Source organism: Thermococcus litoralis DSM 5473 (assembly GCF_000246985.2).
Lineage (GTDB): Archaea > Methanobacteriota_B > Thermococci > Thermococcales > Thermococcaceae > Thermococcus_A > Thermococcus_A litoralis.
The window spans coordinates 1,328,838-1,347,715 of sequence record NC_022084.1; the positions used below are offsets into that span (position 1 = coordinate 1,328,838).

The window sequence follows — 18,878 nt, forward strand, 5'->3', positions numbered from 1 at the left end:
CAAATTAAAACTGTTTTGTAGAGCTTTGCTTCTATTGTAAGTAGTCGTTAAACACTTTCACTTTCAATCCCAATAATGTTTAACGCTGCCTTTTTCTGTCCAGAAAAATGATATATAGGTTCGCTTCCAAAACCATATGGTGTTCCTATGTCCCTAAAAGAGGTTCTCAAAGAGGAGCCCCACATGGGGTATATGCTGGCTAATGAGGCTATTGTAAGGGCAGCACTGGAGGCCGATGTGAAAGTTGCGGCTTTTTATCCAGGTTCTCCCCAAACAGAAATTCTCGACACCTTCGACAGGGTCTCCCACTACCGAGATGACATCGTCGTTGAGATAGCCGCCAACGAGAAGGTTGCCCTTGAAACAGCTGCCGGAGCCGCTTTCGTCGGCCTCAGGGGATTCACTTCAATGAAGAGCGTCGGCGGAAACGTTGCGTCTGATACGCTTTACTCGCTCGCTTACACGGGAGTCAAGGGCGGGCTCGTTGTGGTTATAGCGGACGATCCCTATGCCCACTCCTCCCAGTCTGAGCAGGACGGCAGGTGGTTCGGCTACACCGCTTATCTGCCAATGCTCGAACCTTCCAACCCTCAAGAAGCCTACGAGATGGTGAAGAAGGCCTTCGAGCTGAGCGAGAAGTACGGGAGCGTTATTTTAGTGAGAACGACGACAAGGGTGAACCACCAGAGCGGCCTCGTAAAGGTTGGAAAGCTTGAGAGGACGCCCTTCGATAAGCTTTCATGGAAGGAGAACCGGAGGAGCTACGCGACCGTTGGTTCGCTTGCGAGGAAGTTCAAGGCTGAGCTTTTAGAAAAGATAGCGAAAATGAAGGAAGACCCTGAATTCCTGGCCCTGAACCGCGTTGAGTACTTCGACGGCAAGGAAGTGAAAGCTGTAAAGCCAGAGGAGGCGAAGGGGATCGGCATAATCACCTCTGGTGTAGCTTACTCCTACGTCCTCGAGAGCCTTCAGAAGCTCGGAGGAGAAGCATACGTGCTCAAGCTCTCGGTGCTGAATCCAATCCCGGAGAAGCTCATCGGGGACTTCATAGAGGGCCTTGAGAAGGTAGTGGTAGTGGAGGAGCTAACTCCTTACATAGAGGGCTTCGTGAGGCAGATAGCGAAGGAGAGGAATCCAAACATCGAGATAATCGGCAAGAAGAGCGGCCACTTCCTTGAGATGCTCGAGTACAACGTTCCCATAGTCATCAAGGTCCTCGCCGAGGTTCTTGGAAGGGAGCTCCCCTTTGACTACGAGGGGCACTTCAAGAAGATGTGGGAGCTGGCAAAGCTCGCCCCGCCGAGGATGCCCACCTTCTGCGCCGGCTGTCCTCATAGAGCCACTTTCTGGGCGCTCAGAAGGGCGATGGGTAACATAGAGAACTACTACTTAGCAAACGATATCGGCTGCTACTCGATGCTGGCTTTGGAGCACATCGGCTGGACTGATTCTCTCTTAGCGATGGGTGCTTCCCTTGGAATAGCCCACGGTGTCCAGCATTCCGCTCAGGAGAGGGTAGTTGCCGTTGTAGGAGACTCAACGTTCTTCCACGCAGCTTTACCAGGAATAGTCAACGCCATCAGGAACAGCTCCAAGATGACGCTCATAATTCTCGACAACGCCGTAACGGCCATGACCGGCCAGCAGGCCCACCCAGGCAGTCCAAAGAAGGTAAACCCCTACGAGAAGCGCATAGACATAGAGAGCGTTTTGAGAGGTCTCGGCGTGGAAAAGATAGTGGTTGTGGATTCTTTCCAGGCTAGAAAGAACATAGGCAAGCTCAGGGAAGCTCTGAAGTACGACGGCCTTTCCGTGGTCATATCGAGGGGAGACTGCGCCCTCTACCACTTCCGCGAATACAGGCGCGCCGGAGGAAAGATAATCCCCTACTTCGTTGACAAGGATGCCTGTGAGAGGGCCTACAACTGCATAAGGGACTTCGGGTGTCCGGCGATAGTGGTAGACGAGACCGACCTGAAGGCGAAGATTCTGCCGGAGGTCTGCGTCGGCTGCGGCGTCTGCGCCCAGCTGTGTCCTCACAACGCGATTCACTCGACGGCGATTCTCTACGGCGGCGAGGACAAGCCCTACGTGACGATAGAGGACTACCGCGAACTGGAGCAGATAATGCTCAGGAGGGGAGGACAATGAACGTCATCTACTGCGGCGTCGGCGGGCAGGGCATAGTGCTCATGTCCAACATAGTCGGCGAGGCCTGTGCGAGGAAGGGAATCCACGTGGTCAGCGGAGAGCTCCACGGCCTCTCCCAGAGAAGCGGTTCCGTTATAGTTCACCAGCGCATCGGCGAAGGCCTTTCGCCACTCATTCCCTACGGCGAGGCAGACGTGATTTTAGCGCTCGAGCCGATGGAGGCTCTTCGCTACGTCTACTTCCTCAAGCCCGGAGGAGTTGTGATAACGAACACGCGCCTCATCCACCACCCATACGAGACGGAGAACTTCGTGAAGGGCAAGATAGACAAATACATCACCTACGAGGAGATAGTCGAGAACATAAGGAAATCCGGTGCGAAGCTCTACGAGATAGACGCCCTCAACCTGGCTGAAGAAGCAGGAACAGCCCTCGCTCAGAACGTCGTCCTCGTTGGTGCCCTAACGGCCCTTCCAGACTTTCCAATAGATAAGGAGACGATGCTCGAAGCTGTGAAGGCGAGCGTGCCAGAGAAGGCGGTGGAGGCCAACGTAAAGGCCTTTGAGCTTGGATACAACGCGATGAAAAAGCTCCTTTGATTTTTCCTTTTTTAGTTTTAGCCGTGAGCATGATATTTTTCCTGTTATGTTGATTTAATACCCACTTTTGTGTAGAAAACTTTTAAAAGCATTTTCTCTTACACAAAAATGTACCGATAATGGACGGTGATGGTCATGTTGAAAGTGGATAACCTGAGAGTTAAAGTGGAAGATAAGGAGATTTTAAAGGGTATTTCCCTCACCGTTGATGATGGAGAACTCCATGTTGTAATGGGGCCTAATGGAAGTGGGAAATCCACCCTCGCTTTGACCATAGCAGGTCATCCAAAATACCAAGTAGTAGACGGTAGAATACTCTTTGAAGGAGAAGACATAACCAATATGCCTCCCGAGGAAAGGGTCAAAAAGGGGATTTTTCTAAGCTTTCAACATCCAGTGGAAGTTGAAGGTGTCAAGGTTATCCAGTTTTTGCAGAGAGTTTTGAAGAACCTCAAGGGGTTTGATGAGATACAGGCTTATGAGCTCATATTTAATGCTGTTCAAGAGCTCGGGTTAGATGAGTCAATACTTGCAAGGTTCTTGAACGTCGGATTTTCTGGAGGCGAGAGAAAGAAACTTGAAATGCTCCAAGCATACCTTGTGAAGCCAAAGCTTCTTATCTTGGACGAGCCCGACAGCGGGGTTGATGTGGATTCTCTAAAAATGATAGCCAATGTTATAAACAAACTTCACGAAGAAGGCACGTCGATTCTTTTGATAACCCACTACGGTAGAATCCTCGAGCACCTTAAGCCCAGCAGGGTTCACGTTATTAAGGAAGGAAAAATAGTTGCATCTGGGGGAGTTGAGCTGGTAAAGATGATAGAGGAGAAGGGTTTTGCGGCGGTGGAGGCGTTATGACCGAATATTCCAAGCTTGAAGAAATTTTAAAGGCTGGCTCCCTTGAGGAAATACTCGGTACTGCTGTCCCCTATCCTAAGGAAATAGAACTGAAGGGAAAGATAAGCCGAGACACCGTTGAGGAACTTTCAAGAATAAAGAAAGAACCAGAATGGATGCTTAGGCATAGGTTGAGGGCTTTAGAACTTTTTGAAAGACTCCCAATGCCCAAATGGGTTGTTGGTATTGAGGAACTCGATCTGGACAACCTTATTCTTTACACCAAACCGGAGCTACAGAAGGAGGTAAGGGACTGGGATGATTTGCCAGAGAACATTAGAAAAACTTTTGAGAGACTTAACATTCCGGAAATAGAGAAGAAGTTTCTTTCTGGACTTACGGCGGTATTTGACAGCGAGAGCGTTTATTCTCAGCTCAAAGATGAGTTTGAGAAGAAGGGCATAATAATGGTTCCAATGGAGGAGGCCGTGAAAAAATACCCCGATTTGGTCAAGAAGTATTTCGGAAGGGTCTTTCCACCGGGTGAGCACAAGTTCTCGGCCCTTCATCATGCGCTCTGGAGTGGAGGTGCCTTCGTCTACATCCCCAAGGGGGTCAGAGTTCCCTTCCCGATAGAGGCCTTCTTCGTCATCGGTTCGGCACTTGAGGGTCAGTTCGAGCACACTCTCCTCATAGCGGACGAAGGCAGCTACGTCCACTTCATTGAGGGCTGTTCAGCACCGATGTACAAGGGCTTCTCCTTCCACGACGGCATGGTAGAGATTTACGCCCACAAGGGAGCAACCGTCAAGTTCACCACCATACAGAACTGGAGCAGGAACGTCATAAACTTCAACAACAAAAGGGCGATAATCGAGGAAAACGCCTACGTCGAGTGGATAGAGGGAAGCATAGGGAGCAGAATAACCTACACATATCCGTCAAGTGTTCTAAAAGGGGACAACGCCAGGACTGCTCAATACGTAGTCTCACTCAGCAACGGACCTTTCCTAAAGGATACTGGAGCTAAGAGCTTTCACGTGGGCAAAAATACAAGTTCAAAGATAATTTCCAAGAGCATAAGTGCCAACGGGGGAATAAACATTTATCGTGGTCTCGTGAGGATAGCCAAGGGAGCAAAGAACTCAACTGCTACAGTTTCATGTGATTCTCTCATTCTTGATGAAAAAAGCAGGGCCTACACTTATCCACACAACCAGAACGATGAGCCTTCGGCAAGCATAATTCACGAGGCAACGACTGGAAAGCTCAGTGAAGATAAGCTCTTCTACCTCAACGCGAGGGGCATAAAGGAAGAAGAAGCTAAAAGCCTCATAGTGCTTGGTTTTATAAGCGAAATTCTTGAGGGACTTCCCTTTGAATACGTTGAAGTTCTCAAGAAGGTTATAGAGCTTGAGTTCAGCGAAGTGGGAGGTGTTGGATGATGTCACTTACAATAACTGCAGAAGCGCTTGAAAAGCTCACCTATCAGAAGTACGGAGATAGCCCTACGATAAGGAGTTACACCAAATGGAAGCTGTTCGAGGAAAACTCTCCGCTAAAGCTCCCTACGGAAGCAAAAGCCGGCGAAGTGCCGGTTAGCGGACACGTTGTGTTTTCTGGAAGCGAGACAAGTTTTAATCTTCCCCCAGGAGTTGAGCTTGAGGAGGGAACCCTAGGTCTTTCTCAGCCAGAAGAGTCGAGAATTCTGGGCTTCCATTTTTATGCCCTTAAGAAAGCTTACCGGCTTAAGATAACCAAAAACTTGCTTGAACCGCTTGTAATAGTTTCCCACCTCTCTGAAAATGCTTTCATAAGCCATCACCTCAGTATTGAAGTAGAAAACACCAATGTGCCGATAATAATCTACGACCTCTCTGAAAAAGGAACAAAATCCTTTGTGGTTGAACTTAGGCTTAAAAATGCTGAAGCTGAGATCTTGACCGTTGGGAATCACAAAGCTTTGTCCCACTACCTTCTCAGAGCTACGCTTGGCGAGGGATCAAAGGTTAGAGCGTTCACTATAGTCAAGGGAGGAAAAATGAGCCATCACAGAGAAGACTACTCCCTTGAAGGAGTTGGAAGCGAACTCATCTTAAGGGGAATTCCCATAGGGATAGGCTCAGCCGTTGATTACCTAACTAATGTTCTTCAATATGGAGAGAAAAGTAAAAGTGAAACACGGGTAAACGGCTATTCCTACAAGAATGGATGGGTAGTGCACAGAGGTGTAGCAAAAGTTTTTGAAAAGGCTAAGAACTCTTCGAGTGAAGTCAGCTCCCACGTGGTCATCATGGATGAGGGATCCTTGGGCGTTAGCGTGCCTATGCTTGAGGTGGACACCGGAGAGATAGAGACGGCGTCGCATTCGTCGAGCGTTGCCCAGTTTGATGAGGATGCCCTATTTTACCTCCGCTCCCGTGGATTGAGCAGGGAAGAAGCCTTGAGCCTTTTTGTGCACGGCATTGGAGAGGCTTTAAGTGATCACCTAGAGAGATTAAAGGCAAAGGCCAGAAGCAACATAATGACCCTCATTGAAGAGCTTTTGTGAGTACAATTTTGTTTACTTTTTTCTTCCTTGTAAAGCACAACTGTTATATACCCTTACAAGTAACTCTTGTTATAAGTCACTAGACAGAATTTGCTCCTTTTGATTTTTACCTTTTCGTGACTGAAAGAAGGTTTTAAAAATGAAAACGAAAAAATTTGCAGGCTTTGCCCTGCTTTTAAGCGTCGTAATGCTCGGCGCGTTCATCTCTGGATGCATAAACCAAAGTGTTAGTACGGAAACTGTCAGCAGACCTGAGGAGACGGTAACAAAAACCGAAACCGAGACAAAAACTCAAACGGAAACAACTAACCCTACTACCACAACTCCAAAAGAGACCACAACTAGTGTTCCAACAGAAACTATCCCCCAGCCTAACTGGGAGGCCGATGAGGAGAAGCTCAAAGGGTTAATTGAGCTCTACGACAAGGAGATAGTTGACGCTAAAGAAAAGCTCACAAAACTTGGCTTAGAGATAAAAAGTTCCGAAATCGAAAATTGGGAAAAATCGGCGAAGATTCTATCTGAAATGGCCGCCAACGAGAGCGACGTTGAGAAGAGGGTTTACATCCTCCAGAGCTTAGCCGAGCTAAAGTACTACGAGGCTCTAAATATGAGGTCGCTCGTGGGAATAGGGGCAGTTGAGACTTCCTACTGGGAGAATGCCAGCAACGGAGAGCCGATAACGGACTTCTACAACATGCGTGGTGACTTCTTCTACATCTCAAACGGCGAGATATTGAAGCTGAACCGCGAGAACATGGTAGAGAAAATGATGGCGATTAAAGGCTACCAGATGGAAGGCCTTGAGATATACCACGTGGGCACCGGGAGCGCTTTGGTGGCTATCCGCGAGGGTGGAAGGACCGTTGGAGCTGGCCAAATAGCGGTCGCGAGAGTAGGAGTACCCAGCGAGGGCAATGGGACAATTATACAGGTTCTCAACTGGAATGGAACTCCGTTCCACAACAAGTACCGCCCGCAGTTCAGGCTCGTTAACCCCGAGACCGGCGAGGTTGTGAAGGAGATAACCCCCGACGAGAACGGCATCATGGTAATCCCGCCGATAAACACCACCCTCCTTGGAATAGCTGACGACGACGGCTTCTGCTACAGACCCCTGCCGCCGGACACCAACACAATAGAACCGATTCCGCTGCCAGCTGATGACGAACCTATAGTGTGCCCCGCACCCCAGCTTGCACCGTTTATCTTCGACCCGACCAACGGCACGACAGGCCCCTACAACCCCGCCCCGCTTGAGCAGGCCTACTTAATGCCCGGGAACTACACCGTAACGGTAATCTCAATGAAGGCCGACCTCAAACAGCTGGCAGAGCAGCTCGTCAACCTTAACATGGCAGTTGGGAGCACCCACTTCGAGATAAAAGATGCGAAGAGGGCCCTTGATGCATTCCAGAGCGCCATAACGGGCTCTTCGTTGAAGGCCTCGATGCAGACCCAAAGTGAGCTGTGCTCGTGCACAATAAGTCCCCTCCTCGACGGGATATTCATGGACAAGTTCGGCGAGAAGTCCTTCGGAGAGCTTCCAAATGCAAGGGTAGTCAACATCACCTTTGGAAACGGGCCTTTCATTCCCATCCAGCTGGAGAAGGCAAAAAACGTTAGCTCGGAGGTCATGGTCTACGCCATAACCGACGCGAAGGGCAGAACCACTGTGATACTCGGTGATCCGGGAACCAGAGCAGATGGCGCGGAGCTCGGAGAGGTCGAGCCGAGGTTTGCATCCATAGCTCCAAGCACCACAAGACTGGCACCGGACTACCTTGATAGGGTCTTCCTCGAAGTCTACACGGGCAGGAACTCCCAGACAGGCAAGGAAATCAAGGTAATCGCCTTCAAGGTTCTGAACACCGAGGGAACCGTTGGGCTCAGGGCGACCGCTTTCATAGAGGACGGACAACTGGGAGTTGTCTCACTGCCCATCAATGAGACATCTTCGTTCAACACAATACCCACGCCCTTTCCTCCTCAGTATGACTGGGAAGCGGACGAGGCGGAGCTCAGCGCCCTCATAGACATCTACGACAAAGAGATAGCCGATGCCAAGGAGAAGCTCGAAAAGCTGGACTTCCAGCTTGAAAGCCCCGAGATAAGCGGCTGGGAAGAGAACGCTGCAGTCATGCTGAAGGCAGTGGAGAGAGAAGAGGACGCTAAGGCCAGGGTGGCCATACTCCAGGAGGTTGCGCAACTCAAGTACCACGAGGTTCTCAACCTGAGGGCCCTCGTGGAAGTTGGCGCGGTCGAGACCTCCTACTGGGAGAACGCCACCACTGGCGAGCCGATAGAGTCATTTTACCGGGAAGACGGTTCATTTTTCTACGTCTCGAACGGCGAAGTGAAGAAGCTGAGCCGCGGTGGAATGGTCGAAAGAATGGCCGCCGTCAAGGGCTACAGCGAGGGAGACCTCGAGCTGTACCACGTCGGCACCGGGAGCACATTGAGGGCGATCCGCGAGGGTGGAAGAACCGTCGGAGCTGGACAGATAGGCGCGGTCAATATCGGCGTCCCGGAGAACGGGACAGAGCTTACCCTAATCGGTGGGAGCAAGGAGATATCGCTCGTCCTCATAGACCCCGAAACAGGCAAAGAAATAGCCAGAATCCACCCGGACGAGAACGGGACCTACCTCATACCCCCGATCGGTGGGTCTGGTGAGGTGGTTGCCGAGACGGATCCGCCAGGAGGTCCTTTTGGAGGCGGTTTCTGTTACAGACCGCTGAATGGTCCTACCATTGCCCCTCTTCAGCCCCTACCCGAGCCGGAGATCGAGTTCACACTGGACTGCGGCCAAACGAGCGCCATGATGCCAATAATCCTCCAGCCCTCGAACGAGAGCACCATAGAGCCAGCGTCCTTTGAAGAGTCCTACCTCAGGCCCGGAGAGTACACTATAACAGGTTTCGCCATGAAGGCGGACCTTAAACAGCTCGCCGAACAGCTCGTCAGCCTCACGGTTAAGGGAGAGGGCACGAAGGTATCGGTAAAAACCCCAACCAAGGTCAGCGAGCTCCTGAAGGGAGCCTTTGAAAACGCCCAGAGAACAGACACTGGCACGAAAGACTGGGAGGAGAGCGGGAGCTTTCCGCCGACGAGCCCGCCCCTCAAGGCCATCTTCGACGACAAATTCGGAGAATGGCCATTCGATGAAATTCCAGAGGCCAGGCTGATAAACATAACCTTTGGAAACGGACCCTTCATCCCGATAGTCCCCGTCCAGTGGAATAAGCTCGGAGATAAGGACACGATAATCACCGTCTACGCGGTAACGGACTCAAAGGGAAACACCATGATAGCGCTCGACGACCCGGGCATCGGTGGAGAGAAGCCAAACACGAACAGGATAGCCGTTAACTACCTCGACAGAACCTTCGTGGAGGTCTACACGGGGAGGAACCCGCAGAACGGCGAGAGGGTCAGGGTCATAGCCTTCAAGCTTCTCGGCGCTGATGGGATCATAGACACAAGAGGGACTACCATAATAACCAGCCAGGCGGAGATAGACTTCTCAATCTTTGCCGCTCCCGACGCGGAAGATGTGGAGAAGATATTCGGCCCGTGAAGGGCCTTTTTCTTTTTGAACTTTTTTCTGTTAAAAATTGAGAAGAAACAAAAGCGTTAATCGCCCTCTCGTTCTTTATTCACTAACACCAAAAGTGTCTTTGATTGAAATGCACTAAATGCTTAACTGGGCTTCAAGGCATCGTTGAGTTCCGGGTTCTGCTTCAAACTCTTACCCTGGGGAAGAGAGCGAGTGTTTAAATAGATTAGAGTTATAGAATCTTCTGATGTCGGCCCAAAGAATCCCTATCGGCAAATTTTCAGTGATAACTCAGCTGTCACAGAAGGCCCTTCGCCTCTAATGTGGATAAGAGGAAGAATGGTTTTGGCTTTCGGTATTGAGCAAATAGGAGTAAGTTGAGCGATGGAGGAATCTTGAAACGGGATATTATTCAGGAATAGCATAAAAATAGTGGTGTCTTACGGCTATTGCCGCTTCATCTCAATGTAACTTATGATTTTTAGGCTTTAAACTTGTTTTGATCCACCTTGGGGACAAGGCTTGCTAAAAGAGAAAAGTTATCATAAGGTTATCATAAGGTTATCATTTGGGGCATTACGTTTTTCTTTTGAAGGCCTTGCCTTTCAGGGCGGGGATGCAGTATTCGGAAATTCAGCCTCTCAAATAGAAACCCTTTTAAACTCCTACAAAGTAATGAGGCCTCGGAGAGGCCAAATTTAATAACCCGATGAGATGAGGGGGTTGCGTTACCACTCCGCCTTGAGTGGTTGACGCTGTGAGGCGTCTTCAAAAACTGCCCTTTGAGGCAGTCAAAAACGAAGGATTTAGCCTCCAAACCATAACCCCAATCCGCTTTGCGGTAGGGGTAACGGGGGCGAGACCGTGCCCTCGGGCTGAACCGAAACCGGCAACGGGAGTAGGGAATGAGTCGCCCGTAAACCTTCCTGCTATTGGCGAGGGGTTAGCTCGTTGGAACCCTCGCCTTTCAAGGCGGGAAGGAGGTCAGATTATATTTGGAACCTTTAGCCAGGTATTTCTGTCTAAAGATTTAAATTAATTTCGCCGAGCGTACTCTGGTGAGCTCCAAATGGGTGATGGTTTTTGGATTGAGCAGGGCTATTAGAAAAGCCGAGAAGAACGCCATAATAGCCGAGCTGAAGGTCTATTCTCCGAAGTACGGGGATCTTCTGAAGGGCAGGGATCCCTTTGAGATTCTGAGGGCCTACGAAAGGGCAGGGGCGGTTGGAATCTCTTACATAACCGACCCGAAGTACTTCAGGGGGAGCTTTGAGTTCCTTAAAGCCCTCTGCAAGGAAACTGAACTGCCAGTTTTGCGGAAGGACTTCATAGCCAGCAAGGGGGAAGTCGAAAAGACTGCTGAAGCTGAAGCCTCGGCGGTTCTCCTGATAACGCGCCTTCTGAAGGAGCAACTGCCCGAGTTCGTGGACTTCGCGAAGGAGCACGGCTTGGACACCCTCGTGGAGGTGCACAGCGAGGAGGAGCTGGCGATAGCACTCCAGACGGACTCAACTATGATAGGGATAAACAACCGCGACATAGGGAAGCTCGAGCTCGACGACGGCAACGTGAGCCTAACGGAAAAGCTGGCGCCGCTCATACCAAAAAGATACGTGAAGGTCAGCGAGAGTGGCATAGCCAATACGGAGGATCTTAGGAGGGCTTTAAGACATGCGGATGCCGCTCTGATAGGTACCGCGCTCATGAAGGCCTCAAATCCAGAGGAGTTTCTCAGAAAGCTCGTGGAGGTGGAAGTATGAGCCTTCTGGCAAAGATCGTCGAGGGAAGGAACCTGAGCTTTGAGGAGGCCTACGAGCTGTTCAACGAGCTGAAGGGGAGCGATGGAGTGCTTATAGGGGCCTACCTAGCTGCACTCCAGACCAAGGGCTACACCGGCGAAGAGCTCGCGGGCCTGGCGAGGGCAATGAGGGACAGCGCAGTCAAGCTCGACCTCGGGAAGGTGGCCGATACCGCCGGGACGGGGGGAGACGGCAGCTCGACCATAAACGTCAGCACGGCCTCGGCTTTGATACTCTCAGCCTTCACGAGGGTCGCTAAACACGGAAACGTTTCCATAACATCGAAGAGCGGTTCAGCCAACGTACTTGAGGCGCTTGGCGTAAACATACGGGTTCCCCCGGAGAGGGCCAGGGAGATGGTCAAAAGGACGAACTTCACGTTCATCTTCGCCCCCGCCTATCACCCGGCACTCAAACCAATAATGCCCGTGAGAAAGGCCCTTGGGATAAAGACAGTCTTCAACGTCATCGGACCGCTTGCAAACCCAGCTGATCCAGCGTACCAGGTAGTCGGCGTTAACTCTCCAGAGCTTCTGGAACCCGTGGCTGAGGGCCTTGAGTTCCTCGGGGTTGAGAGGGCCCTGGTCGTCCACGGTTCGGGCATGGATGAAGTTTCTCCCCACGGAAAGACCCTCGTCCTGGAGGTTGGCAATGGAGTCGAGAGGTACACGCTCTCGCCTGAGGACTTCGGAATCAGCCCAGTGAAGCCCCTGCCGTGCTCCTCCCCCGAGGAGAGTGCCGCGAGGATAAAGGCGGTTCTCGGGGGTTCGGGAAGGAGGGAGGACAGGGACTTCATCCTCGTCAACGCTTCAGCGGCTCTCTACGCCTCAGGGGTTGCAGGCGACTTCAGGGAGGGCCTTGAGATGGCCAGGGAAGTCTTGGGTCAGGGAATGCTTGAAAAACTGGAGGAGATAGCATGCCTCTCAAAAAGCTAAAGCCCGTTGACCCTTTGAAGCTCTACAGCGCCCTTAGAGACTTTGGGATGCCATTCATGCTCCGCTCTGCCGAGAAGGACTCCAGGAAGGCCAGGTTCACCTACATATCGGCCGAGCCGGAGTTCGTCGTGGAGGTCGGCGAGGGCACTGAGATCGACGGGGAGAGAGTTTCCGACGAGAGGAACCCCTTCAGAGCTCTTAAAGGGCTCATGGGGGAGAGGGTCGAGGGCAGGAGGTTCATGGGTGGCTTCGTTGGCTACGTCTCCTACGATTCAGTCCATTCCATCATCGGGGGGAAGATCGAGGAGCCCTCGGTCTTCGGCTACTACCCATGGACGTTCATCTACGACCACTCCACCGGCGCTCTCTCCTTCTTTTACCTCGGAGAGGCTCCCTTTGATCCCGAGGCCTTAGTTGAAAGGGCCAGGAGAGAAGAGCCACGGCTTGAAGACGGCGGTTCTGAAGTTATATCTACAGACGCAGGCATGGAAGAGTTCGTTGAAATCGTCAGGGCTGGGAAGGAGTACATATACTCAGGAGACGTCTTCCAGGTGGTTCTGTCGCGCGAGTACAGGGTCAGGACGGAGCTCGATGCCCTCGAAATCTACAAGCGGCTCGTGGAGCTCAACCCCTCCCCGTACACCTTCATCCTGGAGTTCGAGAAGACAGTCGTCGGAGCATCACCCGAAACCATGGGCTCCGTCGAGGGGAGGACCTTCAAGATAAACCCCATAGCAGGAACGGCACCGAGGGGAAGGACGGAGGAGGAAGACTGGGAGCTGGAAAAGGCCCTTCTCTCCGACGAGAAAGAGCGAGCTGAGCACGTCATGCTCGTTGACCTTGCCAGAAACGACGTCAGGAGGGTTTCAAAGCCAGGGAGCGTTAAGCTAACCCGCTTCTTCGACGTCCTGAAGTACAGCCACGTCCAGCACATAGAGAGCGAGGTAGTCGGTGAGCTCGATGAGGGGAAAAACGCGTTCGACGCCATGGAGGCGGCTTTTCCCGCTGGAACGCTCACGGGGGCGCCGAAGATAAGGGCGATGGAGATCATAGACGAGCTGGAGAGGAGCAGGAGAAGGGTCTACGGGGGAGCGGTGGGTTACTTCTCCCTCACTGGGGATGCCGACATGGCGATAGCGATAAGGATGGCCGAGATCGAGGGCAGGAAAGCGAGCGTTAGGGCTGGGGCAGGTATAGTCGCGGATTCAGTTCCAGAGAAGGAGTTCTTCGAGACCGAGAACAAGATGAGGGCAGTTCTGAAGGCGCTGGGGGTGAGGGAATGATAGTCCTCGTCAACAACAGGGACTCCTTCATCTGGAATTTAGCAGAGTACGCCTCCCTCTTCGACAGGGTAAAGGTCGTTCCGAACACTATAACGCTTGGGGAGCTCAAAAGGCTCGACCCTGATGGAGTGATAATCTCCCCAGGCCCGGGGCACCCGCTCGAGAGGAGGGAAGTGGGAAACTCGCCGGAGATAGTCCTCGAGGCGGGGGTGCCTATCCTCGGGGTCTGCCTCGGCCACCAGATAATAGCGACGGCCTTCGGCGGGAAGGTGGGGAGAGTAAAGCCGAGGCACGGGAAGGCCAGTCCCGTAAAGCACGACGGGAAGGGCGTCCTTAGGGGGATCAAGAACCCGCTGACCGCTGGAAGGTACCACTCCCTCGCCGTCCTGGAAGTCCCGAGGGAGTTCGAGGTGAGCGCGGTTTCCCTCGACGACAACGTGGTCATGGGGATAAGGCACAGGAAGCTCCCGATAGAGGGCCTTCAGTTCCACCCCGAAAGCGTTCTGACCGAATGGGAGAGGAAAGAAGGCTTGAGGATAATCAAAAACTTCGTGGAGATGAGCAGAAATGGTTGAGTTCGTTAAGATATGCGGCGTAAAAACAACGGATGAGCTCAGGCTTGTCGAGAGATACGCAGATGCAACGGGAGTAGTGGTGAACTCAAGGTCGAAGAGGAAGGTGCCGCTGAAGACGGCCGCGGAGCTGATTGAGATGGCAGAGATCCCAATATACCTGGTCTCGACCATGAAGACCTTCCCCGAGTGGGTCAACGCGGTAGAGAAGACCGGGGCCGAGTACATCCAGGTTCACTCGGACATGCACCCCAAGGCCGTCAACAGGCTGAAGGATGAGTATGGAGTTAGTATTATGAAGGCCTTCATGGTCCCCAGGGAGAGCGACGATCCAGGAGAGGACGCGGAAAGGCTCCTTGAGCTCATAGGGCAGTACGAGGTTGACAAGATACTCCTCGACACAGGAGCGGGGAGCGGGAGGAGGCACGACTACAGGGTGAGCGCGATAATAGCCAAGGAGTACCCGATAGTTTTGGCAGGTGGTCTGACCCCCGAGAACGTTGGGGAAGCGATAAAGTGGGTTAAACCAGCCGAAGTTGACGTTTCGAGCGGCGTTGAGAGGAACGGCGTCAAGGACAGGGTTTTGATAGAGGCCTTCATGGCGGTGGTGAGGAATGGATGATATGTTCTTTGGAAGGTTTGGGGGCCAGTTCGTCCCCGAGACGCTTATAAAACCTTTGAGGGAGCTTGAAAAAGCTTACAAAAAGTTCAAGGACGACCCTGAGTTCAACGAAACACTCGAGTACTACCTGCGGAACTGGGCGGGAAGGCCGACGCCCCTCTACTACGCGGAGAGGCTTAGCAAAAAGCTGGGAGGGGCGAAGATATACCTCAAGAGGGAGGACCTCCTCCACGGCGGGGCCCACAAGACGAACAACGGCATAGGCCAGGCCCTCCTTGCCAAGTTCATGGGGAAGGAGAGGCTCATAGCCGAAACGGGAGCGGGCCAGCACGGCGTCGCCACGGCTATGGCGGGGGCGCTCCTCGGGATGAAGGTAGACGTTTACATGGGCGCTGAAGACGTCGAGAGGCAGAAGATGAACGTCTTCCGCATGCAGCTGCTCGGCGCGAGGGTTATTCCAGTTGAAAGCGGCTCAAGAACCCTGAAGGATGCCATAAACGAGGCCCTCCGCGACTGGGTTGCCACCTTCGAGTACTCCCACTATCTAATAGGCTCGGTTGTCGGGCCCTACCCCTACCCGGTCATCGTGAGGGACTTCCAGTCGGTAATAGGTAGGGAAGCCAGGGAGCAGATACTCGAAGCCGAGGGGACGCTACCGGATGCAGTAGTGGCCTGCGTGGGGGGAGGGAGCAACGCAATGGGCATCTTCTACCCCTTCGTGAACGATAAGGTCAGGCTCATAGGAGTCGAAGCTGGAGGGAAGGGACTTGAAACGGGCCTCCACGCGGCCTCGCTGAACGCCGGTGAGCTCGGCGTTTTCCACGGCATGCTCAGCTACTTCCTCCAGAACGAGGAGGGCCAGATAACTCCAACCCACAGCGTTTCGGCGGGGCTTGATTATCCTGGAGTTGGTCCCGAGCACGCCTACCTCAAGGATAGCAGAAGGGCCGAGTACGTCACGGTGACCGACGAGGAAGCCCTGAGGGCCTTCCACGAGCTTTCCAGGACGGAGGGAATACTGCCGGCCCTCGAATCGGCCCATGCGGTAGCTTATGCCATGAAAATAGCCCCCGAGATGGATAAAGACGAGATAATCATAGTCAACCTCTCGGGGAGGGGCGACAAGGACCTGGATATAGTCAGGGGGGTCGGGAATGTTTGAGGGGGGCTCGCTGATTCCCTACCTCACAGCCGGCGACCCGAGCGTCGAAAAGACCCTTGAGTTTTTACTAGCGGTCGAGGAGTTTGCTGGATTAATAGAGCTCGGAATCCCCTTCAGCGACCCGATGGCGGACGGGAAGACGATCCAGGAGTCCCACTACCGCGCCCTGAGAAACGGCTTCAAACTCGAAGACACATTCAGGATCCTCCGCGAGTTCAGGAGGCACTCCTCAACTCCCGTGATCCTGATGACCTACTACAACCCGGTTTTCAGGACGGGTGTTAGAAAGTTCCTCGGAGAGGCTAAGGCCAGCGGGGCCGACGGGATACTCGTGGTGGACCTCCCCGTGAGCCACGCGGGGGAATTCCTCGACATCGCGAGTGAGGAGGGAATAAAGACAGTCTTTTTAGCGGCTCCAAACACCCCCGATGAAAGGCTCAGGGAGATAGATAAAGCCTCTACCGGCTTCGTCTACCTTATCTCCCTATATGGAACCACTGGAGCACGCGACAGACTTCCAGAGACGGCTTTTGAGTTCGTGAGGCGCGCCAGAAAGATATGCAACAACAAGCTGGCGGTCGGCTTCGGTGTTTCGAGGAGGGAGCAGGTGGAGGAGCTCCTCAGGGCTGGGGCGGACGGGGTTGTGGTTGGAAGCGCACTGATAGAGCTCATATCCCGCAGTGAGAACCCAGTGGAGGAGCTGAGGAAAAAGGTAGCGGAGCTCTCGGGCTACTCTAAAGCTTTGTAGAACCTTTCATAGGCCGCTTCTATTTCTTCCCATTCCAGTTTCCCTGAGCCTCTCCGGGTCCGGTGGGTTCTTCCTGAGGAAATCGAGGAACTCCTCTATCTGCTTCCTGGACATGCTGAGTACTTCCCTTATGAAATCGGGAGAATCGTGGAGCACAGCCTTTCCGTAGGTCTCCAGGAAGGCCCAGGAAGTTCCACCGAACTCCCCCAGTCCGAGCTCCCTGGAGAGCGAGAGGTAGCTTAATCCGATGAAGTAGGGGACGCCTATGACGAAGCCCATGAGCCTGTCGTGGGTCTTCCAGTCGAGAAAGGACACGTTCCCCCGATGGAGCGTATAAAGTCAGCGACCTCCTCCGCATCCTCTTCCCTCCCAGGGATGGGGACCACTATGAACCTCTTCCCCTCGATGGTCTTCGCTCCGGGCCCGAACATGGGGTGAACGCTCGCAGCTCTTGTTTCCTCGTCAAAGCCCGCGTAGGCTTCAATAACCAGGGACTTGAAAGTGGCTATGTCGAAGACGATCTTTTTCCCGCCGTGCTCCCTTGATATCTCCGCGAGCTTTTTCAGCCTCTCTGGAGTTGATCCGATGGATGAAGCCACAATTATCACGTCCGACTCCAGGTAGAGCTCCTCCAGCGATCCAACGTCGCTACGCCCGTGCTCGGAGTAGAAGATCACCTCGAACCTTCCGCCGAGACACCTCTCGAAGAGCCTTCCCATCCTTCCGTAGCCCGCGATTCCAATGCGCATTCCAACTCCTCCCTGATGACCCTTAATCCCCTCTCAAGCCCCTTCCCTGAGAGGGATATCCTTATGAAGTTGGGGTAGTCGCCAAAGGCCACCCCTGGAAAAACGGCAACTCCCCTTGAGAGCAGCCTCTCGGCGAAGGTCATACCATCCTGGGGCGTTCTGAGGAAGATGTAGAAAGCTCCCTCAGGCTCAACGAAGTCGAAACCCCTGAGCATCTTCGAGGCCATCATGGCCCTCTCAAGGTACACCCTCCTGACCTCTTTGATGAGTTCATCCCTGAGTTCGAGTGCCTTTACTCCAGCCCTCTGGACAAAAGGGGGGACACATGTTACAGTGCTCTCTATGAACCTCTGTATCCTCCTGATCTCGTTCCGCTCTCCTATTGCGTAGCCGAGCCTGAAGCCGGTCATGGAGTAGAGCTTTGAAAAGCCCTTAACTGTAACTACGTTTTCGTAGAGCTCTCTCGCTGGTGTAAAACGGGTGAAGCTGAGTTCAGCGTAAACCTCGTCCGAGAGCACCTTAATGCCACTCTCCTCGGCTACCCCCAGCAGTTCCCTGAGCTCCTTACCAGACAGAACCCTCCCCGTCGGGTTGTTGGGGTAGTTGATTATGAGGAGGTCAGCTTTTATCTCCCCAACCCCTGGAGTCCACCTCTCCTCCAAGGTCGTTTTTATAACCTCTACTTCCCTCCCGAACTGCTGAGCTATCAGCGAATAGGCGTTCCAGTGGGGAGAAACGACGGCCACTTTTTTAGCAGACGCTATCTCGGCCGCTATGAGGATCTTAGCACCCGGGGCGACGATGACTTCATCGGTCGAAACTCCCTCGAACTCGGCTATCCTCTCCCTCAACTCCCTTATTCCGCCGGTACTCGTGTAGCCGGTTTCCCCCCTCCTGAGCGACTCTACAGCCTCCTCGATTATCTCCCTTCTCACAGGGATATCAGGCTGGCCGGCGTCGAGCCTCGATTCAGGCTTAACCTCATTTATCCTGTTGAAGAACTCGTACACGTTGAACATCTTTGCTCACCTCAAGGATGGCTTCGAAAACCCTTCTAAATTCGCCTGCCCTGGATAGAACTTCTCTCTCCCTGTCCGGGTCGTAAACTGGCAGTCCGAGCTTTAGCTTGGCCTCCCCTATGGCCCTTGCTACTTCCATCCTCCTCTGGAGAAGCTGGAGAATTTCCCGGTCAATCTCGTCTATCCTTCTCCTCAGAATGGCAAGTTCTACAAGATCAGGACTCGATATTGGCGGGACATCACCGTCACCGTTTTGGGATTAAAGTTTGGGGATTTAACATTTTGGACA

At 52.9% G+C, this 18,878-nt stretch carries 17 protein-coding genes; 13 read left to right on the plus strand and 4 right to left on the minus strand.

Going from position 1 to position 18,878, the window contains the following annotated elements; all coding sequences use genetic code 11:
* Nucleotides 1-147 precede the first annotated feature (147 nt).
* The 13 genes from OCC_RS07180 (at nt 148) to trpA (ending at nt 16,821) form a co-directional block, all read left to right on the plus strand.
* Nucleotides 148-2,151 (plus strand): thiamine pyrophosphate-dependent enzyme, encoded by a 2,004-nt coding sequence (locus OCC_RS07180; protein ID WP_004070311.1) that lies wholly within the window; start codon nt 148-150, stop codon nt 2,149-2,151.
* The gene (iorB, locus tag OCC_RS07185) at nt 2,148-2,750 is read left to right on the plus strand and encodes an indolepyruvate ferredoxin oxidoreductase subunit beta (protein ID WP_004070312.1); all 603 of its coding nucleotides are present in this window, start codon (nt 2,148-2,150) and stop codon (nt 2,748-2,750) included. Before OCC_RS07180 ends, iorB begins: the two co-directional genes overlap by 4 nt.
* Nucleotides 2,751-2,885: 135 nt before the next feature.
* Nucleotides 2,886-3,611, plus strand: a complete 726-nt coding sequence (sufC, locus tag OCC_RS07190; RefSeq protein WP_004070313.1) for a Fe-S cluster assembly ATPase SufC — start codon at nt 2,886-2,888, stop codon at nt 3,609-3,611.
* Entirely contained in the window at nt 3,608-5,035 is a 1,428-nt protein-coding gene (sufB, locus tag OCC_RS07195; protein ID WP_004070314.1) for a Fe-S cluster assembly protein SufB, read from the plus strand. The genes sufC and sufB overlap by 4 nt, the downstream gene beginning before the upstream one ends.
* The gene (locus OCC_RS07200) at nt 5,035-6,141 is read left to right on the plus strand and encodes a SufD family Fe-S cluster assembly protein (RefSeq protein WP_004070315.1); all 1,107 of its coding nucleotides are present in this window, start codon (nt 5,035-5,037) and stop codon (nt 6,139-6,141) included. The genes sufB and OCC_RS07200 overlap by 1 nt, the downstream gene beginning before the upstream one ends.
* A 139-nt stretch (nt 6,142-6,280) precedes the next feature.
* Entirely contained in the window at nt 6,281-9,721 is a 3,441-nt protein-coding gene (locus tag OCC_RS07205; RefSeq protein ID WP_004070316.1) for a hypothetical protein, read from the plus strand.
* Nucleotides 9,722-10,773: 1,052 nt separating this feature from the next.
* Nucleotides 10,774-11,460: an indole-3-glycerol phosphate synthase TrpC gene (gene trpC / locus OCC_RS07215; RefSeq protein WP_004067970.1), complete on the plus strand. Its 687-nt coding sequence runs from the start codon at nt 10,774-10,776 to the stop codon at nt 11,458-11,460.
* A complete protein-coding gene (gene trpD / locus OCC_RS07220; protein WP_004067971.1) occupies nt 11,457-12,434 on the plus strand; it encodes an anthranilate phosphoribosyltransferase in 978 nt (325 codons plus the stop codon). The genes trpC and trpD overlap by 4 nt, the downstream gene beginning before the upstream one ends.
* The gene (locus OCC_RS07225; protein ID WP_004067972.1) at nt 12,416-13,717 is read left to right on the plus strand and encodes an anthranilate synthase component I; all 1,302 of its coding nucleotides are present in this window, start codon (nt 12,416-12,418) and stop codon (nt 13,715-13,717) included. Before trpD ends, OCC_RS07225 begins: the two co-directional genes overlap by 19 nt.
* Nucleotides 13,714-14,292: an aminodeoxychorismate/anthranilate synthase component II gene (locus OCC_RS07230; RefSeq protein WP_004067973.1), complete on the plus strand. Its 579-nt coding sequence runs from the start codon at nt 13,714-13,716 to the stop codon at nt 14,290-14,292. Before OCC_RS07225 ends, OCC_RS07230 begins: the two co-directional genes overlap by 4 nt.
* The gene (locus tag OCC_RS07235; RefSeq protein ID WP_004067974.1) at nt 14,285-14,911 is read left to right on the plus strand and encodes a phosphoribosylanthranilate isomerase; all 627 of its coding nucleotides are present in this window, start codon (nt 14,285-14,287) and stop codon (nt 14,909-14,911) included. The genes OCC_RS07230 and OCC_RS07235 overlap by 8 nt, the downstream gene beginning before the upstream one ends.
* 1 nt (nt 14,912) lies before the next feature.
* A complete protein-coding gene (gene trpB, locus OCC_RS07240) occupies nt 14,913-16,073 on the plus strand; it encodes a tryptophan synthase subunit beta (RefSeq protein WP_004067975.1) in 1,161 nt (386 codons plus the stop codon).
* Complete coding sequence (gene trpA / locus OCC_RS07245) at nt 16,066-16,821, plus strand: tryptophan synthase subunit alpha (protein WP_004067976.1); 756 nt, start codon at nt 16,066-16,068, stop codon at nt 16,819-16,821. Before trpB ends, trpA begins: the two co-directional genes overlap by 8 nt.
* Before the next feature lie 6 nt (nt 16,822-16,827).
* Here the strand turns inward: trpA and OCC_RS12865 are convergent, their stop codons facing one another.
* From OCC_RS12865 to OCC_RS07260, 4 genes are read right to left on the minus strand one after another with little or no spacing between them, the layout of a single operon-like run.
* A complete protein-coding gene (locus tag OCC_RS12865; RefSeq protein WP_020953732.1) occupies nt 16,828-17,100 on the minus strand; it encodes a hypothetical protein in 273 nt (90 codons plus the stop codon).
* On the minus strand, nt 17,085-17,570 hold the full coding sequence (locus OCC_RS12870; RefSeq protein WP_148290422.1) for a prephenate dehydrogenase: 486 nt from the start codon (nt 17,568-17,570) through the stop codon (nt 17,085-17,087). Before OCC_RS12870 ends, OCC_RS12865 begins: the two co-directional genes overlap by 16 nt.
* Nucleotides 17,495-18,589: a pyridoxal phosphate-dependent aminotransferase gene (locus OCC_RS07255; RefSeq protein WP_004067977.1), complete on the minus strand. Its 1,095-nt coding sequence runs from the start codon at nt 18,587-18,589 to the stop codon at nt 17,495-17,497. Before OCC_RS07255 ends, OCC_RS12870 begins: the two co-directional genes overlap by 76 nt.
* Complete coding sequence (locus tag OCC_RS07260) at nt 18,552-18,818, minus strand: chorismate mutase (protein WP_048874628.1); 267 nt, start codon at nt 18,816-18,818, stop codon at nt 18,552-18,554. Before OCC_RS07260 ends, OCC_RS07255 begins: the two co-directional genes overlap by 38 nt.
* Nucleotides 18,819-18,878: the final 60 nt, after the last annotated feature.

Coding starts and splice junctions, on each gene's coding strand:
- sufC (WP_004070313.1), top strand. CDS start 2,886: ATGTTGAAAGTGGATAACCTGAGAGTTAAAGTGGAAGATAAGGAGATT.
- trpB (WP_004067975.1), top strand. CDS start 14,913: ATGTTCTTTGGAAGGTTTGGGGGCCAGTTCGTCCCCGAGACGCTTATA.
- trpA (WP_004067976.1), top strand. CDS start 16,066: ATGTTTGAGGGGGGCTCGCTGATTCCCTACCTCACAGCCGGCGACCCG.
- OCC_RS07230 (WP_004067973.1), top strand. CDS start 13,714: ATGATAGTCCTCGTCAACAACAGGGACTCCTTCATCTGGAATTTAGCA.
- iorB (WP_004070312.1), top strand. CDS start 2,148: ATGAACGTCATCTACTGCGGCGTCGGCGGGCAGGGCATAGTGCTCATG.
- OCC_RS12865 (WP_020953732.1), bottom strand. CDS start 17,100: ATGGGCTTCGTCATAGGCGTCCCCTACTTCATCGGATTAAGCTACCTC.
- trpD (WP_004067971.1), top strand. CDS start 11,457: ATGAGCCTTCTGGCAAAGATCGTCGAGGGAAGGAACCTGAGCTTTGAG.
- OCC_RS07205 (WP_004070316.1), top strand. CDS start 6,281: ATGAAAACGAAAAAATTTGCAGGCTTTGCCCTGCTTTTAAGCGTCGTA.
- OCC_RS12870 (WP_148290422.1), bottom strand. CDS start 17,570: ATGCGCATTGGAATCGCGGGCTACGGAAGGATGGGAAGGCTCTTCGAG.
- sufB (WP_004070314.1), top strand. CDS start 3,608: ATGACCGAATATTCCAAGCTTGAAGAAATTTTAAAGGCTGGCTCCCTT.
- OCC_RS07200 (WP_004070315.1), top strand. CDS start 5,035: ATGTCACTTACAATAACTGCAGAAGCGCTTGAAAAGCTCACCTATCAG.
- OCC_RS07180 (WP_004070311.1), top strand. CDS start 148: ATGTCCCTAAAAGAGGTTCTCAAAGAGGAGCCCCACATGGGGTATATG.
- OCC_RS07255 (WP_004067977.1), bottom strand. CDS start 18,589: ATGTTCAACGTGTACGAGTTCTTCAACAGGATAAATGAGGTTAAGCCT.
- OCC_RS07225 (WP_004067972.1), top strand. CDS start 12,416: ATGCCTCTCAAAAAGCTAAAGCCCGTTGACCCTTTGAAGCTCTACAGC.
- OCC_RS07235 (WP_004067974.1), top strand. CDS start 14,285: ATGGTTGAGTTCGTTAAGATATGCGGCGTAAAAACAACGGATGAGCTC.